The organism is Pectobacterium atrosepticum (genome assembly GCA_019056595.1).
Classification (GTDB): Bacteria; Pseudomonadota; Gammaproteobacteria; order Enterobacterales; family Enterobacteriaceae; genus Pectobacterium; species Pectobacterium atrosepticum.
The window spans coordinates 1,598,875-1,616,910 of the sequence record CP036163.1 but is presented as its reverse complement, the minus strand read 5'-3'; the positions used below and the strand labels follow the sequence as shown (position 1 = coordinate 1,616,910).

The 18,036-nt window shown below is 47.7% G+C and carries 16 protein-coding genes and 1 pseudogene; 13 read left to right on the top strand and 4 right to left on the bottom strand.

Annotation, left to right across the window (positions count from 1 at the left end; all coding sequences use genetic code 11):
* The first annotated feature begins 61 nt into the window (after positions 1–61).
* From DCX48_07960 to DCX48_07935, 6 genes are all read left to right on the top strand, one after another.
* On the top strand, positions 62–346 hold the full coding sequence (locus tag DCX48_07960; protein ID QXE14447.1) for a hypothetical protein: 285 nt from the start codon (positions 62–64) through the stop codon (positions 344–346).
* A gap of 356 nt (positions 347–702) precedes the next feature.
* The gene (locus tag DCX48_07955) at positions 703–990 is read left to right on the top strand and encodes a hypothetical protein (protein QXE14446.1); all 288 of its coding nucleotides are present in this window, start codon (positions 703–705) and stop codon (positions 988–990) included.
* Between the two features lie 619 nt (positions 991–1,609).
* Positions 1,610–2,575, top strand: a complete 966-nt coding sequence (locus DCX48_07950) for a paerucumarin biosynthesis protein PvcA (protein ID QXE17183.1) — start codon at positions 1,610–1,612, stop codon at positions 2,573–2,575.
* Positions 2,576–2,657: 82 nt separating this feature from the next.
* Positions 2,658–3,497: a TauD/TfdA family dioxygenase gene (locus DCX48_07945; GenBank protein QXE17182.1), complete on the top strand. Its 840-nt coding sequence runs from the start codon at positions 2,658–2,660 to the stop codon at positions 3,495–3,497.
* Positions 3,498–3,508: 11 nt separating this feature from the next.
* Entirely contained in the window at positions 3,509–4,849 is a 1,341-nt protein-coding gene (locus tag DCX48_07940; GenBank protein ID QXE14445.1) for a glycosyltransferase, read from the top strand.
* A gap of 131 nt (positions 4,850–4,980) precedes the next feature.
* Positions 4,981–5,403, top strand: a complete 423-nt coding sequence (locus DCX48_07935; protein QXE14444.1) for a bacteriocin immunity protein — start codon at positions 4,981–4,983, stop codon at positions 5,401–5,403.
* Positions 5,404–5,501: 98 nt separating this feature from the next.
* On the opposite strand, the gene DCX48_07930 is transcribed toward DCX48_07935, so the two are convergent.
* Positions 5,502–6,137, bottom strand: a complete 636-nt coding sequence (locus DCX48_07930; protein ID QXE14443.1) for a glutaredoxin 2 — start codon at positions 6,135–6,137, stop codon at positions 5,502–5,504.
* Positions 6,138–6,353: 216 nt separating this feature from the next.
* Between DCX48_07930 and DCX48_07925 the strand changes: the two genes are divergently transcribed.
* Positions 6,354–7,235 carry a LysR family transcriptional regulator gene (locus tag DCX48_07925; protein ID QXE14442.1) on the top strand — a complete coding sequence of 294 codons (882 nt, stop codon included), beginning with the start codon at positions 6,354–6,356 and terminating at the stop codon, positions 7,233–7,235.
* A 121-nt stretch (positions 7,236–7,356) separates the two neighbouring features.
* Complete coding sequence (locus DCX48_07920) at positions 7,357–8,553, top strand: MFS transporter (protein ID QXE14441.1); 1,197 nt, start codon at positions 7,357–7,359, stop codon at positions 8,551–8,553.
* Positions 8,554–8,812: 259 nt separating this feature from the next.
* Here the strand turns inward: DCX48_07920 and DCX48_07915 are convergent.
* The 3 genes and pseudogenes from DCX48_07915 to DCX48_07905 all read right to left on the bottom strand — a co-directional run bounded on the left by DCX48_07915 (position 8,813) and on the right by DCX48_07905 (position 11,847).
* Positions 8,813–10,410, bottom strand: a pseudogene (locus DCX48_07915) (GGDEF domain-containing protein).
* Between the two features lie 191 nt (positions 10,411–10,601).
* Positions 10,602–11,276: a MarC family NAAT transporter gene (locus DCX48_07910; protein ID QXE14440.1), complete on the bottom strand. Its 675-nt coding sequence runs from the start codon at positions 11,274–11,276 to the stop codon at positions 10,602–10,604.
* An 82-nt stretch (positions 11,277–11,358) separates the two neighbouring features.
* Positions 11,359–11,847, bottom strand: a complete 489-nt coding sequence (locus DCX48_07905) for an SRPBCC family protein (GenBank protein QXE14439.1) — start codon at positions 11,845–11,847, stop codon at positions 11,359–11,361.
* A 479-nt stretch (positions 11,848–12,326) separates the two neighbouring features.
* On the opposite strand from DCX48_07905, the gene DCX48_07900 reads away from it, so the two are divergent.
* From DCX48_07900 to alaS, 5 genes are all read left to right on the top strand, one after another.
* Positions 12,327–12,662 carry a hypothetical protein gene (locus DCX48_07900; GenBank protein ID QXE14438.1) on the top strand — a complete coding sequence of 112 codons (336 nt, stop codon included), beginning with the start codon at positions 12,327–12,329 and terminating at the stop codon, positions 12,660–12,662.
* Between the two features lie 235 nt (positions 12,663–12,897).
* Positions 12,898–13,392: a nicotinamide-nucleotide amidase gene (gene pncC / locus DCX48_07895; protein QXE14437.1), complete on the top strand. Its 495-nt coding sequence runs from the start codon at positions 12,898–12,900 to the stop codon at positions 13,390–13,392.
* Positions 13,393–13,499: 107 nt separating this feature from the next.
* Entirely contained in the window at positions 13,500–14,573 is a 1,074-nt protein-coding gene (gene recA, locus DCX48_07890) for a recombinase RecA (GenBank protein ID QXE14436.1), read from the top strand.
* Between the two features lie 45 nt (positions 14,574–14,618).
* A complete protein-coding gene (gene recX / locus DCX48_07885) occupies positions 14,619–15,107 on the top strand; it encodes a recombination regulator RecX (GenBank protein QXE14435.1) in 489 nt (162 codons plus the stop codon).
* Between the two features lie 137 nt (positions 15,108–15,244).
* Positions 15,245–17,872, top strand: coding sequence for an alanine--tRNA ligase (gene alaS / locus DCX48_07880; protein QXE14434.1), 2,628 nt, complete (start codon positions 15,245–15,247; stop codon positions 17,870–17,872).
* Positions 17,873–18,036: the final 164 nt, after the last annotated feature.

Here is an 18,036-nt window from a genome sequence, read left to right as displayed (position 1 = left end):
CCGTAAAAATGGTGCTCATATTGTTCCGGCGTTGCCTGATACAATTTAGGTAGGTTATGAGATGAATATGAATGAACTGAAATTAATAATATTTAATTCGCTTTTGGGTAACGTTAATGAAAATGTTAGAGCATTAGCTTATGATTTTTTTGATAAAAAAATCATAATGTATGGGTATTTGGACACTGAGCCTGATGATGATGAAATCATCGATGTTGCTGTAAGCGAAATAATGGCATCATGTCCTGAATTGGAAAATCAAGAGATCAATTTAGTCAAGTCATGTGAACCTGTAGGTAAGTTGAACTCTTATAAAGGCTGGGTGTTTGTTAGATATGAAAGTTAATTAAATACAATTTTGAATTTATAAAAAATCCGAAAAGATCATCTATGACCCTTCAGGTTTTTTATTTCTAACTGAATAACACGTTCTATATACGTGGTCATCGGATTTTTGGCTCTGTCAGTAATGACACTCATGGTTAAATCTGAATTTGTTACCCTATTGAATAATAAGGCTTTGGCTATGAGTGGGTTTGAAAAATATCGTATGTGCTATTGCATTGTCAATGCTATATGGTCTGGTCAGTCGCTACAGATTAATCTGCATTTCAATAATAATCTTGCCTTTTCCACCGTCCGCCACAATGGCGGCGCCAAGCACGGCTATTTGGCTACGACAGCGAACAGAACCTGTGCGAGGTGTCGCAGATAGCGCCGGGTCTGGGTGAGACGCTGAAGGTGCAGGATGCGGTGGTACAGTCGTCGGTGCGGTATGATACGGCGGGTCGGGTGGTGGAGCGCGGCCATACGCAGTACCGGTATGATGACTGCGGGCGTCTGGCGATGAAACGGGAAACGCGTCCGGGGTTCAGGCCGAAGGAAACGTACTTCGACTGGGACGTGCAGGACCGACTGTTGCGGGTGAGCCTGCCGGACGGGGCGCGGTGGCGTTTAATTCAAATGGAAGTTATTTCACTTCCATATTAATTGGTGGTAAGTGTTTTATGAATATAATGCCAGATGATTATATTATTATTAACGATATTGCAATAAACACTCTGAAGCTTAGGGTGAAAGGCGACGATTTAATAAATAAAATGAGGTTTCTTGGTTTTCTACATTCTAACGATTTTATGGTTAAAAGAGTAGAGAGTGAAAACGATCAATTAGATCTCGTGATATAATTAGTTAAAGTAGATGATTTATTCTTATTTGGTTACGGTTGGTATCCGTCATAAGTCGATGACGCCAGTACTTCGCCCTTTTCTGTCAATGAATATCCAACGACTGACTGGGTAGTCAGCCCATATATAATCTGCCTCCCTCCATAGTCAGTTCTCCGTTATCTACTCATCTCTTTTGCACTACTCTTGTCGCTAATGGTCTCAGTAATATGACTATCTCTCATTTTTAATACACAAACCACTCTCCATTTTACTATATTAGTTTTATATTCAAAGTTAATTATTAGCTATGTAAATAAAAATACTGAATATGTTATTCAGTATTTTCTTTGTACTCGTGAAGGGTTTTTATTCTATTGTTTCTACGCCATAGCTATGTGGTTAATTCTATTTTTAAATGAATGTAAATGAGTGAGGTTATTTTGGATATAATGAATAATGAATTAGTTTCATCGCTAATATTAAGGGAGTTAATTCAATATCGGCGTCGATTCACCCACTCGACGAAGTCAGTGAGTGAAGAGGAATCTCAGGTAACTCAGGTTCAATTACCCAGAATTCGTACTTTTGTTGACGAAGGTCGTCGGGTTGAACTTATTCTACCGGCGTTTCCCGTTAAATCTCCTAGCCCTTATAAGGTACTGGGGAGAATGCCAGACATGGCAGAGCGCTTGTCCCTGATATTTCTGAATTCGTTATGTCAGCGTATTCAGCTTTATTATCCGCCCGGCGCACATATCCGTATTTGCTCGGATGGGCATGTATTTGGCGATCTAATTGGGACCAGCGACGAGACCATTAACACCTATCAGGATGAGATCGAAAACTTATTGCATGAACTGGGAGCTGTTCATCTCAGCGTCTTTAATCTTAAGGATGTAGAGAATATGGCGGCACTCACCGCTGACTATGGCCATCTTCGCCAACGACTGGTTGAGGATTACGCCGAATCGGCAGAGGAGATCAAGGAGCAGCTTATGCAGAGCGAAGAAGGTTTACAGCTTTATCGTTCAATAACTCGCTTCCTCTATGAAGATAGTCTGCGGCCTGACTATACCGGCTCTAATGCGGCCTTACAGAAGGATGCTAAAAAACGCGCATGTGGCGTTATTCAACGTAGCTGGGCGTGGGGCAATCTGCTTGCTGAAAATTTCCCAGACGCTATCCGTTTGTCTATTCACCCTCAACCTGCGGACAGCCTGAAACTGGGTATTCATATGATGCCCACCAAAGATGACTGGTTAACGCCTTGGCATGGTGTTGCCGCCAATGTTAATGGGCAGTTTGTGCTTATGAAGAATACGGATGCGCAGCAGTTGGCCGGTGAGGTTGTGGAAATCCGTGGTACGCCTAGCCACTACTTAGTTAAACAGTCGGATGTGGCATAAGTGTGCACTTTTCTCACCTTATGATCTGCTGAAAACATCGATATTGTCATCTTATAAAGGAATATACACGATGGAAAATAGAGTGAATTGCAGCATCGAGCTGCTTTCTCCTTTTGGCGCGCTATTGACCCCTGTTGAAGCGGGGCAGGGCATCGCTACACTGCCGATCGACACACTGCGTGAGCTTGCTCGCGAGTATCATCTTCTGGTACTACGTGGTTTTTCTTCTGGCTTTTCCGATCCCGAAACGTTAACTGAGTATGCTGGTCACTGGGGGGAAATCATGATGTGGCCTTTTGGGGCAGTGCTGGATGTAAAAGAGCATGCGGATACCAAGGATCACATCTTCGATAACAGCTATGTGCCGCTACACTGGGATGGAATGTACAAGCCAACGATCCCCGAATTTCAACTGTTCCATTGCGTTTCTGCGCCGGGGCAGGATCAAGGTGGACGCACCACCTTCGTTGATACCACACGTTTGCTGGCTGGGGCCGATGCACCGTTAGTCGAGGAGTGGCGTCGTGTTTCAATCACTTATCGCATTAAGGCCGTTGTGCATTACGGTGGTGAGGTGACTTCACCATTGGTCATTCCTCATCCTAATGGCGTTGGTGAGATCATGCGTTATAACGAACCGCCGACCAAAGGGGAGCGTTTCCTTAACCAGCATGCGCTGGAATATCATCATATTGCGCCGGAAGCACAAAACACATTTAGCCAGACGTTACGGCAGCATCTGTACGATCCCCGTTATTATTATGCGCACCAATGGCTACAGGGCGATGTTGTGATAGCCGACAACTTCTCGCTACTGCATGGGCGCGAAGCGTTTACGGCTCATTCGGCTCGTCACCTGCAACGTGTGCACATTCAAGGCACCCCGATTTGCGTGAATACCTGTATTGATAACGCAGCATAAGGGAAAGCATCATGGCACATATTCTCATGGCGGCGATGGCAACGCCGGGGCACGTTTACCCGTTGCTGAGCATAGCTCGCTATTTGGTTGCGCAGGGGAACGATGTCACGCTGTTTAGCGGCGCGCTATTCCGTGAGCAGGCGGAGGCCGCTGGGGTAGGATTTATTCCTTTTAGCGATGACATTGATTTTGACTACAGGCACCTTGAGCAGCATTTCCCTCTGCGAGCCACGCTGCCACCAGGTAACGCGCAGATGGCTCTGGCGCTGAAAAATTTCTTTGCTGCGCCGATTCCATTGCTGGATCGCCAATTGCGTGAAGCGCTGACAAAAACCAATGCCGACCTGCTCATGGTTGAAAACTGTTTTTATGGTGTCTTGCCGCTGTTGCTCTCCAGGTTGCGGCCACCCGTCATCGTTATAGGTGTTACACCATTGTCCTACTCAACGCGAGATTCTGTTTTCTATGGACCCCGTATTCCTCCTAAATTGCTGCCGCCCGATCTAAGTCATGAGCAACTTGTCGATGAGGAAACGCGGGGATTTATGAGCGAAGTTCAGCACGCATTTAATCATGCGATGGTGCAGGCGGGAGGAAAGCCGCTTGAGCAACCTTTTATGGATACGCTGATTGGCCATTGCGATCGTTTCTTACAGCTATCCACCACTGAGCTTGAGTACCAGCGTGACGATTTACCACAAAGTGTGCGATTTGTTGGACCATTATCTCACCATGTTGCAACTGAGTGTGTTCCTGAGTGGTGGGCGCCGGACGACAGTCGGCCTCTTATTATCGTTTCACAAGGCACACTGGCGAATGTCGATCTCCAGCAACTCATTGGGCCAACGTTACGCGCACTAGCTGACTTACCCGTCAGGGTGCTGGCGACCACGGGAGGACGCTCAGTCGATTCCCTGCAAGCATCCTTACCTGAAAATGCCAGAGTGGTGAGCTTCCTCTCTTATGACGATTGGCTGCCGACGGCGTCGATATTAATAACCAATGGTGGATATGGCTCGATTAATGCTGGGCTGAAAGATGGCGTTCCACTCATTGTGGCTGGGGTAGGGGAAGATAAACAGGAGGGCGCTGCGCGCGTGGTGTTTGCCAGATGTGGGATTAACCTGCAAACCAGTACGCCAAGTGAACAGCAGATTAAGCAATCCGTTATTGAGATATTGGAGGGTCCCGGCTATCTACAGCGAGCAAGATGGATTCAGGCAGATTATGCCAGTCATGATGCGTTTGCTCTGATTAATGCCGAAGTTAATGCATTATATCTTCCAAAGGAATATCCGCCAAAGGAAGATGGCATAACATCAGGCAGGGATGTATCTCTGCTTCGCGCTTAGCCATTATTTCGTGATTATGCTCTGAAATCAGCCACGCGTTATGGGGTGAAATGGTGCCCCATAACGCTATTGCGTATCATGTTTTTAAAATAGAATACGTGTACGGATGTTCTATCGCAGAGCTGCAGTAAATGAAGCTATTTTTGGCCGTAATTTTTTCGGTATTGATGATTCCCCAGACCAGTTTTTCGGCAACAAAAACGGATGCGGTGACGTTGCTGAAGCATTTGGATGTGACTACTTTCCGCAGTTCTTTTGGGCCGAAGCATTTCCCTAAAGGGACGCTGCTGAAGGATACCGGTGAGTATGTATTTAGCCAGGAAAAAGACTGGGCAGAAGCAACAGAAACGGATGGCAGTTGGACGTATTCGCTACGCATTGTCTCGGAAAATGAAAAAGAGATAATTGCCTGTTTCGTGGATGATGCGCATGTGGGAAGTTACTTTTCGACAAGTCCTTTCCTGATAAAGAAAACGGGAAACTCTCAGGCGTATTCGGCGATCAAGCTTGATCACGACGTAGAAGGATGCGAAGTCAATCCCAAGAATCAATAACCGCGATCGCCTTTGGGCAATCAACAGCATCATCCAAATTTTGCTAAAAATAAGGAGCCACTATAAGCCGCTCCTTTGTTGTTTCTATTATTACTGTTTTACAGCGCTTTATCGGTCAACAACGCGACCTTGCTGGCTGTTGAGACACGCTCAAGGTAGGCGTGGACGTTAGGGCCAAACTGCAGGCCTTTCACGATCGTGAGCGATAGTAAAATAGGGAACAGAATAAAATCAGTGGTGGAAATAGCGTTGATGTTTGCCAAACGCGACTCCAGCGCTTCGAGTTTCTGCTCCACTTCCGCAATCAATTCCGGCGTTTTCGCTATCAGTCCATCCAGGTCGCCGAAAGCTTTTTCTTCACGCAGAATGTAGGCATGACGTGCCTCTGGCGTGGAAAGCTCTTTGAAGTCGGCTTTCGTGAAACGGGGAACCGCAAGGTTAAACACCGCGTTGGAAACGGACTTACACCAGGCTTCAATCTCAGCATCAACCGGTTTGTCGGCGATTAACGGGGCTTGCTTGCTGTCAACATAGTGGACGATATCCATGCTTTCCGGCATGAAGCTGCCATCTTCTTTCCGCAGGATCGGCACCACTTTGCGGCCTACCATGCGCGTTGGTGTGTCGGCGTCGCCTTCCATAATGACGGATTGCTCAACAGGCAGATTTTTCAGACCAAAAATCATTCTGGCTCTGACACAGAATGGGCAGTGTTCGTAAATGAAAAGTTTCATGTATTACCTCGTAAGATTTTGAAAAAGTAGGTAAAAAATTGCCAGTTCGGTCATGACAAGTCATACCATCAGAATAATACCTGATGCGGTTGGCGGTAAAGCGAATGTGGCTCACCTCTGCTGAGAGCAAGAAAAGGAGAGACGCGATGTGAATCCGCATGACTCATGCTGGATTGCGGTATGATGCGATGTAACCCTTTTTGCGGAAGAGAAAAAATGGATCGCCTAAGCGCGTTGGAAACATTTATCTGCGTTTTTGAAACGGGGTCGTTTTCCGCCGCATCCCGCAGGCTTGGTATTGGGCAGCCTGCGGTTTCCAAAGCGATTATGCAGCTTGAAAACCAACTGGTAACGCTGCTGCTGCTCCGCTCTACCCGAGGGTTGACGCCAACAGAAGCTGGGCAGCGTTTTTATGAGCAAATCGCCCCTGCATTAAAAATGCTGGGGGAGGCTCAAGATCATATAGTGAGTGGGAGCGCTTCGCTGTCCGGTCGGCTACGTATCTGTGCGCCAGTTACCTTTGCCAGACTGCATATTATGCCGCGACTCCATGAGTTTATGGCCGAGCATCCAGAGCTAAACGTTGATGTCATTCTTGACGATCGTCCGATCGATCTGATTGCTGAAGGTATTGACGTGGCACTGCGTTTGGGCGAGATGAAGGATTCAAGCCTGATCGCCCAGCGGTTGGCGTCGTGTTCCATGCGTCTGTTGGCAACCCCTGACTATTTCGCACGTCATGGTATACCAGCTTCTCCTGACGCACTGGCAGCGCATCCTGCCGTCATCTATTTGCAGGGAGAGAGAACCGATCGCTGGATTTTTTCTCAGGATGGAACACAGACCACGGTATTCCCCAATGGGCGTATCCGTGTTTCTGCGGCGGAAGGCGTGCGCGCGGCCGTGCTGTCTGGCGCAGGGTTGGCGGTGGCGTCTGAATGGATGTTTGCACCAGAGCTTGAGAACGTGCAGGTCGTTACTGCACTGGATTCATGGACGTTGGGTAAGATGGATTTGTGGGCTGTTTATCCCGGAGGTCGCATGACATCAGCCCGCGCCAGAATTTTTACTGGCTTCGTTCAGCGTCTCTTTTCCTGATTCATTCCCATTCGGAATAGCTTATATCCACTCTACCTCTCTACTAGGAATGATTTCGGCGTCTTATGCTGCACTCATCGCTTGCCGATTTCCGGCGGGAAATACATAAACAGGTATGATGATGAGTACATTATCCAGCGAGGCCAATGTCAGAACACCGCATGTTCCCGGCAAATTATTGATTTTCTCAATGGCGGCTGCCAGCGGTATTTCTGTTGCCAATATCTATTACAACCAACCAATGCTTGGCGTGATTAGTGAAAGCTTTACGTCGAGTGGGGCAATCTCGCTGATTCCAACCGTGACGCAACTGGGCTATGCGCTTGGGCTGCTACTTCTGGTGCCGCTCGGTGATAAATTTGATCGCCGTCGGCTGATTGTATGGCAATTCTTGATGTTGGCGCTGGCCTCAGCATTTGCTGCACTGTCGACATCGGCTTTCGCCTTATTAAGTGCCTCGTTGCTCATTGGTTTTGGTGCCACTGCTGCACAGCAGATTGTTCCGGTTGCAGCAGCACTTGCGGATGTGAAACAGCGTGGTGCTATTGTTGGGACGGTGATGAGTGGATTGCTGAGCGGCATTCTGCTTAGCCGTACTATTGCGGGCCTTGTGGCGGAAAGCGCAGGCTGGCGTGCAATGTTCTGGCTGGGTGTACCGCTGGCGCTGGCGGGCGCGTGGGCGATGGGAGGAATGTTACCGGCTTCGCCCTCGAATCAAACCGTTCGTTACAGTGAGCTGATGCGTTCGCTGGTAACGCTGTGGCGGAATAAACACACATTACGCAAAGCCACGCTGATTCAGGCACTGCTGTTTGCATCGTTCAGCGCGTTCTGGAGCGTACTTGCGCTGTATCTGGAAAGCGGACGCTTTCAAATGGGGGCGGCCGCAGCGGGTCTATTTGGTGTGATTGGCGTAGCGGGCATCTTTGCGGCTCCGCTGGCGGGAAGATTGGCCGATAGAATCGGTAGCCGTCCAGTTGTGATCGCTGGAGCACTGCTGACGCTGCTGTCATGGGGGATATTCATCGGCTTCGATTCTGTTATCGGCCTGATTATCGGCGTTGTACTACTCGATCTCGGCGTTCAAAGTGCGTTAATTGCCAATCAGCATGTGATCTACGGGCTTGGCGACGCAGCCAGAGGTCGAATCAATACGGTGTTCATGGGCGGTATGTTTCTAGGTGGCGCGGGTGGGTCCTCGGTTGCAATGGCTGCCTGGCATCAGGGAGGATGGTTGATGGTCGGGGGGCTTGCCAGCGCGTTGGCAATAATGGCACTGCTGGCTGCACTGATGAACACGAAAAAAGCGGTATTATGATCGGAAAAGCAGGCTGAAATAGCCAGATATTGCGACAGGGAAGCATTGCCAATGTTGTTTTACAACCGACAGATTAACCTTACTTGCTGATGACAATACTATACATTTGGCTTGCTATAGTCCTTGCATCCCTTGTTAGTACCTCACATCTCTGTGAGTGTTGTGTAGTTAACCATCCCTGTCATTAGAATTATTTTACCCGCCTCGTGCGGGTTTTTTTTTGCTTATATTCCAACTAGCTGGATTAGTTCCGGCGTGCCTACGCCGTATCATTTTTGATTGAGTGATCGGGGACTATTTTGGTGACGACTCGGTTTCTACCTTCATGCTTGGCCTGATAGAGAGCATCATCCGCGGTTTTCAAGACGCTATCGATTTGCTCCGTTCCGGGAATAAAACAGGTGACGCCTAATGAAATCGTGATGTATTCAGGAATTGGCAGCGGCATTTTTTCAACTTTTTTACGCAGCCGTTCGGCAATCTCAGCGGCTTGCTTCATGTCCGTATCAGGCAGAAGTGACAGGAACTCCTCTCCACCGGTGCGACAAATCAGGTCGGATCCGCGTGAGCTCTGTTTTATGTTTTTAGCCAGCAGCTTGATGACGTCATCGCCAATATTGTGTCCGTAGGTATCATTCACGCGTTTAAAATGATCGATATCGATCACGATGGCTGCGACCTGATTACTCTTTGACAGAATGAGTTCAATATTTTCATAGATGCCACGGCGATTGAGTAATCCAGTGAGTGGATCGGTGTGGGCTTGTAAACTCAGTTTTCCAATCCGCTTGTGCAGTAACACCGTACCGAAAAGAATGACGCGTTTTAGCTGATCGACTTCGAAGTACCATGAGGGAACTTTCTTGATTTTTTCAATGATGCCGTGTTCCTCCATTTTGCTAGCTGAGACTGCCAGCAAACGTAAAGGATTGGCAATATAAAAGGCGAGTAGGGTGAGGGCAATAAGCGTTAATGCCATTACCGGTGCACCTTCATATAAGACGGAACGCATGACGCCGTTAATTGAATCGATCACGTTTTGGGAAGGATGTAAGGTAATGATCACCCAGCCAGATGACTCTACTGTATCAAAACCAACCAGGGACGGAGTACCTTGCATGTCGGGCATGGAAAGAGTTCCACTCTTCTTGTTCTGAAATGCTTCTTTGATTTTCTTGTCACTGATGGATTTGCCGACCCACTGTTTATCCGGATGATAGAGAACCACTCCGTTTTTATCGATGACATAAACGCTGGAATAATCATTATAGAAATGGGTATTCATGAATTCGTTTAAGAAGCTTTTGCTTTTTAAATAAATCGTCCCGCCAATGTAACCGAGATAATTTCCTTGTTTATCTTTTATGGGGGACGAAATCAATACGAGTAGATTCCCCGTCACGGAAATATAAGGCTGGCTGATTAGCGGCTTCTGCTCCGTCAATGCCAACTTGCTGGCATCTGAGGTCAGCGTGCTTCCTTTCAGGTTGAGTGACGTTGGGTAAACCGCGCGTATGCGGTTCTGGCTGTCTGCAACAAAAATAGAATTAAAGCTTTGGCCCATGTGATATGCCTGTTCGCTTTTCTCCAACAGCGCATTATCGTTACTAAAATTATCCGCAATCCATGTCGCGCTGTAGGCCAGTTCCTGCTGCGCGGAAGATAAAAAACTTTCTGTGGTGGCAGCCTATTTGGTGGAATAATTAAGATTGGAATTAAGTATCTGATCGGTAATGAGTTTTTTTGTACGTTATAAATGGCAATATAAGCATTAGTCAGCGTAATCACCATGCTGATAATTGCGAGGGATAAAATGAGCGAACGTAAATTTATTGGCAACCGCTTTTTTATTTTCATGGTGTTCGCACCTACTTTCCGCTAGGTAAGCAAAATTAATCTTTCTTGTTTTTATGAAAGTTTGTTATGTAGAACTTGTTATGTAACACGGGCTGAACATCTCTTGCGGCCCTTGAATAAACTCACCCTATTCAAAGTTATAGACGCTAACTGGACTATCTTGCAACATGCGATATCTCCACTACTTCAACTTAATGGAGAGAATGCACGATCTCCAGTGTGCCGTTAATGATGAACTGCACACCCATGCAAACCAGCAAAAAACCCATCAGCCGTGAAATGGCTTCAATACCGCTTTTTCCGATCAGACGCATAATCAGGCCAGAACTTTTCAGACTGAGCCAGACTATCAGGCTGATCAACATAAAAGTGAGTACGGGGGCAACGGTAACAACCCATGGCGTGATGTCGACGCCGCTCTTGATTTGTGATGCAGAACTGATGATGAGGGCAATGGTTCCTGGCCCCGCGGTGCTGGGCATCGCCAGTGGAACGAAGGCAATATTGACTTCATTGGCGGAGAAACTGTCGTCAATTTCTTCTTTTTTACTTTTGACTTCAGGTGCGTGTTCTGGCTTTTGCTGGGGGAAAAGCATGCGAAAACCGATGAATGCCACAATGAGCCCACCGGCAATACGCAATCCGGGAATAGAAATCCCGAAAGTATTCATAACGATTTGGCCCGCGTAGTACGCGACGGTCATGATGATGAAGACATAGATCGAGGCCTGAAAGATCTGACGATTTCGCTCCCCTTGACTCATGTTGCCTGACATCGCCAAGAATACCGCTACCGTTGTCAGTGGATTCGCGAGTGGCAGGATTAACACCAGACCAAGGCCAATGGTTTGAATCAATTCCAGCATTCTACGTTCCTTTTATTGGGGCGATTTCGTCAGTTCAGGAAAACGGTCAATGATGACCTGTCGCTATGGTGTCTGGCGCGGGTTAGACCCGCTCATCCTCCGCTAATTTCTTAAAGCGATAGAGTGTTTTCGTCAGCATATCGCGAGAAAACATATCAAACATTTGGCCGATCTTTTTCCCTATCAAGCCTCCCGGTGGATTGTAGCGAATCGTCAGCGTCACGGCCGTACCCGCTTCCGACGCAGCAGGTTGAAAAGAAAGTCGGCCTTCATTGGGAACGCGTGCTCCTTCCAGAGAACGCCAGTGGATATACTCCCCCGGTTTTTCGTCAATGATGCGAGCCTGCCACTCAATGAGTGAGCCAATCGGTGTGTTAATTCGCCAGTTGGAATCGGTATGGTTCAGTATCTCTATACTGGCGAAATGGCCCATCAGGATCGGCAACGTTTCTGGTTTGCGCCAAAGATCAAACAAGCGTTCTGCCGGGCGATTGATAATAATGCTGCTGCTGATTTCATTGGCATAACTGCCGTTTTTCGCTGCGGTTCTTCTTAAGAAAGAGGGAAACACCCGTCATCCTCCAAACTGGATTGTTACCCCTTAATGGGCATATATACGCCATTCTGACCGATATTGACCAGCGAAGCAAAGTTGGAGAGGGTGACGATAGTGTCGGCACAGGCTATCGCAGCAATAGTCAGAATTTTTACACGCCTAATGTTGCGTTAATGTTCGTTCGGTACTGTAAGTATCAGACAAAAGCCGAATGAAGTGCCGCAAAACACCAGGGTTTTTACATAATGATAATAGCAGTACCCCGCCCACTATTTTTAGTGGGCTTTTTTATTTGTACTTCCCTGTTTAGGTATTTTATTTTTATGCGAATTGATATTGGTCAATTTATCGTTAATAGATTTGTACCTATTAAGATGTAATAGCGATTTATCCATATGTTCTGGGCTATAAATAACGTTCTGATTGTGGATGATTTACTTTATAGATATGCCGTGATAGGTTTATAGCCAGCTTTTATGCTGGTAGGAATAAAGATGAATAACCCATTTGTTGCCAAGTGGAGCCGCAATGGTAACCTGCTTTGCCACGGCCATTGGCTAATATCTTATAACGAAACAGATTTCATGTTGCCGGAAAAATATAAAGAAAATCATATGGGAACAATGGGGATCTACTCTGTCATTGATCCTGATGATGAAACCTACCGAGACGGATTAGATGAGGATGATTGGATTCTTGGAAATATCGACTGGCTTGCCGATAGTTTTGAAGAGAACAACGTCCCTATTGAAGAGTGTTATTTTAGATTTTTTTTTCAGGTTATAAATAAGCAGGACTGGCGATGCACCAGTTGTGCCGGTTGTATGTAAATTATACTATCATTATTAACGCCTCCAATCCTTCAGTATTCCCGTCGAACCTTAATCTATTAAAATAGAGCTGTTTTTTTCCTGATTATTCGACGGTGTTTTATACAGTTTTCCCTCGCTTTTCATTCCTTTTTCATCGCCTTTGCTATGCGCCTCGCATACCGTGCAGCGGGGCGTCTTTTTCGGGGAAAAGTGTTACCCTGACCAAACAATCCTTGATTAAGATGGGGCGGCAATGACGGAAGCTGACATTCTACGGTTGAGTGCTTTGGTGGGCGAGAAACTGAAAGCTCGTGGTGCCACGTTGACGTGTGCAGAATCCTGTACTGGAGGCTGGCTGGCTAAGTCTATTACCGATGTTGCGGGGAGCTCTGGCTGGTTTGACTATGGCTTTGTGACGTACAGCAATCTGGCCAAACAGCGTCTGGTAAATGTTAGCGCAGATACATTGGAACGACATGGCGCAGTGAGTGAATATGTCGTCAATGAGATGGCCGCAGGGGCTTTGCAGGCCGCGCATGCCGATTTTGCTATATCGATCAGCGGCGTCGCTGGGCCAGACGGGGGGACTGAAGAGAAACCTGTCGGCACGGTGTGGTTTGGCTTCACCGACAAGCAGGGTGGGGCATTCGCCCGGACAATGCGATTTAGCGGAGACCGAAACGCGGTACGTCTGCAATCGGTCCATTTTGCGCTGCAAACGCTGCTCGACGTGTTTTTGAAAAAATAACCTTGATGCTGTATGTGTATACAGTATAATGTCAGTAATTATTCAGCAATTCATGATTAAGCCGCCGCGTAGAGACAGTAACTTTACGCCGCATGACAGGAGCAGAAATGGCTATTGATGAGAACAAACAAAAGGCACTTGCGGCAGCACTGGGCCAAATCGAAAAGCAATTTGGTAAAGGTTCTATCATGCGGTTGGGCGAAGATCGCTCAATGGATGTTGAAACCATTTCTACTGGTTCTTTGTCCCTTGATATTGCTTTAGGTGCCGGCGGTTTACCTATGGGCCGCATCGTTGAGATTTATGGCCCAGAATCCTCTGGTAAAACCACGCTGACCTTACAGGTGATTGCTGCTGCTCAGCGCGAAGGCAAAACCTGTGCGTTTATCGATGCTGAACATGCGTTGGACCCTATTTATGCGAAAAAACTTGGTGTAGATATTGATAATCTGCTGTGTTCGCAGCCGGATACCGGCGAGCAGGCGTTGGAGATTTGTGATGCACTAACGCGCTCTGGTGCTGTTGACGTTATTATCGTCGACTCCGTTGCAGCGCTGACGCCAAAAGCTGAAATTGAAGGCGAAATTGGTGACTCTCACATGGGGCTGGCTGCACGTATGATGAGCCAGGCTATGCGTAAATTGGCGGGTAACCTGAAGCAAGCTAATACGCTGCTGATCTTCATCAACCAGATCCGTATGAAAATTGGTGTGATGTTTGGTAACCCTGAAACCACTACCGGCGGTAACGCACTGAAGTTTTATGCCTCTGTTCGTTTGGATATTCGTCGTACTGGCGCTATCAAGGAAGGCGAAGAAGTCGTCGGTAGCGAAACCCGCGTTAAAGTTGTGAAGAATAAAGTGGCAGCACCGTTCAAGCAGGCTGAATTCCAAATTTTGTACGGCGAAGGCATCAATATCCACGGTGAGCTGGTTGATCTGGGTGTGAAACACAAGCTGATCGAAAAAGCGGGTGCCTGGTATAGCTATAACGGCGACAAGATCGGTCAGGGTAAAGCGAATGCCTGTAATTTCCTGAAAGAGAATCCGACGATTTCTGCTGAACTGGATAAGAAATTGCGCGAAATGCTGCTGCATAAAGGCAATGAGTTGAAGCCGGCTGCTGCGGGAAATAGCCATGACGAGGATGAACTCGCTGGCGAAGGTAAAGAAGAGTTTTAATAGTGGCTGAATTATCTCTAACAGAGCACTTCAGCGGATAGATGGATGAATAAACCATTACACTATGCGATGAATGTGCTTTCTGTTCGCGATTATAGTGAAGTCGAAATACGCCGCAAATGTGCGGCGTATTTATATAAGTCAGAAGGTACGGAAAGTGAAGCAGACGAAGCCATAGCCCAAGCTGCGGCAGAAGATGTGGAAGCGGCGATTGCTTACTGCAAAGAACACGGTTGGCTGGATGATGCGCGCTATGCTCGCCGCTATATCAGTAGCCGGAGCCGCAAAGGTTACGGTGTCCAACGGATCAGAATGGAGCTAAGCCAGAAAGGAATCGATAAGGCAACGTTAACCACGGCATTGAACGAGAGTGATATCGACTGGTGCATGCTGGCGAAATCGGTTGTGGAACGGAAATTCGGGCATCCTCTGTCCGATGAATGGAAAGACAAAGTCAAACATCAGCGATATCTGCTCTATCGTGGTTTCTTTCATGAAGAAATCCAGTCAATTTATACGAATTTTTCAGATTGAACGCACACGGGATTTTACTTCCCATCGAAGAAAATTTATCTTATTCCCACTTTTTGTTCGTGAGTTGCTCGGTAATGTCAGCATGCTGGACTAACCTTGCCCGCGATCTGTTCTTCTAGCTTGATTCCAGGACAATTATGAGCAAGAGCACCGCTGAGATCCGTCAAGCGTTTCTCGATTTTTTCCACAGTAAGGGACACCAGGTTGTTGATAGCAGCTCTCTGGTGCCGAACAACGATCCGACATTGTTATTCACCAATGCGGGTATGAATCAGTTCAAAGACGTGTTCCTCGGGCTGGATAAACGCAGCTATGTCCGAGCGACAACCTCACAGCGCTGTGTGCGTGCCGGTGGTAAGCATAATGACCTGGAAAACGTAGGTTATACCGCACGCCACCACACCTTCTTTGAAATGCTGGGTAACTTCAGCTTCGGTGACTACTTCAAGCATGATGCAATTCGCTATGCGTGGGAATTGCTGACCTCTCCTCAGTGGTTCAATCTGCCAAAAGAAAAGCTGTGGGTAACGGTATACGCAACGGATGATGAAGCTTACGGTATTTGGGCTGATGAAGTTGGCGTACCGCGCGAAAGAATTATTCGTATTGGTGATAACAAAGGCGGACCTTACGCCTCTGATAACTTCTGGCAGATGGGCGAAACGGGGCCGTGTGGTCCTTGTACCGAAATTTTCTTCGATCACGGTGAGCACATCGCGGGTGGCCCGCCGGGAAGTCCTGATGAAGACGGCGATCGCTATATCGAAATTTGGAACCTGGTGTTCATGCAGTTCAACCGTCAGGTTGATGGCACAATGCTGCCGCTGCCGAAGCCTTCCGTCGATACCGGCATGGGATTGGAACGCGTTTCTGCCGTGTTGCAGCACGTCAATTCAAACTATGACATTGATTTGTTCAAAACGCTGATTGATGCGGTAGCGAAAGCAGTCGGTACGACGGATTTAACCAATAAATCGTTGCGCGTTATCGCCGACCATATTCGTTCTTGCGCGTTCCTGATCTCGGATGGTGTGATGCCATCTAATGAAAACCGCGGTTATGTTCTGCGCCGTATTATTCGCCGCGCAGCGCGTCACGGTAATATGTTGGGCGCTACGGATGCTTTCTTCTACAAACTGGTCGCGCCGCTGATTGAAGTCATGGGCCCAGCGGCTGAAGAGTTAAAAAAGCAGCAGTCTGTGGTTGAGCAGGCGCTGAAGATGGAAGAAGAGCAGTTTGCTCGCACGCTTGAACGTGGTTTGTCTCTGTTAGACGAAGAAATTAAAAACCTGAAAGGGAATACGCTGGATGGTGAAACTGCCTTCCGCCTGTATGACACCTATGGTTTCCCTGTCGACCTCACTGCGGACGTTTGCCGCGAGCGTGGCCTGAAAGTCGATGAAGAAGGCTTTGAAGCTGCGATGACGGCTCAGCGCCAGCGCGCGCGTGATGCCAGCGGATTTGGTGTGGATTACAACAGCCTCATTCGTGTGGATGAAAACACGCCATTCTGCGGCTATGAAAAAACGCAGCAGCAAGCGAAAGTCATTGCGCTTTATCATAATGGAAACGCGGTTGATCAGATTGCGGCAGGTGACGAAGCGGTAGTGATTCTGAACGAAACACCGTTCTATGGTGAATCCGGTGGTCAAGTTGGCGATCAGGGTGAACTGAAAAATGCAGGCGTCAGCTTTGCTGTTCAGGATACCCAGAAATACGGTCAGGCAATTGGCCACGTCGGCAAACTGACTCAGGGTACGCTGCGTGTTAACGACAGTATCGATGCAAACGTTGATAATCAGCGCCGCGATCGCATTCGTCTGAATCACTCTGCAACGCACTTGCTCCATGCTGCACTGCGTCAGGTTCTGGGCGTTCATGTCGCGCAGAAAGGTTCCTTGGTTAATGATAGCTATCTGCGCTTTGACTTCTCACATACGGAGGCGATGAAGCCAGAACAGATTCGTCAGGTTGAAGATATCGTCAACGCACAAATCCGCCGTAACCTTACCGTTCAAACGGATGTCATGGCACTGGATGATGCGAGAGCAAAAGGTGCGATGGCGCTGTTTGGTGAGAAATACGACGACCATGTCCGTGTTCTGTCGATGGGTGATTTCTCCATTGAGCTTTGTGGGGGAACGCACGCAAGTCGTACTGGTGATATCGGCCTGTTCCAAATCATTTCTGAATCAGGTACTGCTGCTGGGGTGCGTCGTATTGAAGCGACCACGGGTGAGAATGCGCTGTCCGCGTTGCATCGTCAGAGCGACGTTTTGCAAGACATAGCGCAACTGCTGAAAGGGGATAGTCACAACCTGACGGATAAGGTACGCTCTGTTCTGGATCGTTCCCGCGCGTTGGAGAAAGAGCTTCAGCAGTTGAAGGCTCAGCAAGCGGCGCAGGAAAGCTCGTCACTGTCCGGTAAGGCAACAGAGATTAACGGTGTGAAGTTGCTGGTTACACAACTGGACAACGTGGATCCTAAGCTGCTACGCACGATGGTTGACGACCTGAAGAATCAGCTTGGGTCTGCTGTTATTGTTCTCGGAACGGCGGCAGAAGGCCGAGTTAGCTTGATTTCTGGTGTAACGAAGGATCTGACCGATCGCGTAAAAGCCGGTGAGCTGGTTGGGTTTGTTGCCCAACAGGTTGGCGGGAAAGGTGGTGGTCGTCCAGATATGGCTCAGGCTGGTGGCTCAGACGTATCTGCGTTACCTGCTGCGCTGGCAAGCGTTGAATCTTGGGTTGCTGCGAAGCTGTAAAGGATAGATAACGTTTTATTCGCGTTATCCAACAAAACGCCATAACTTTCTGGTTGTGGCGTTTTTGTCTGCGGAAAAGGATCCGGCAAACAGGATAGAAAGTATGTTACCTTCAGATATTCTGAAGCTTTATATGCTCAGTCCTGTTGTTGTGATAACAAAAG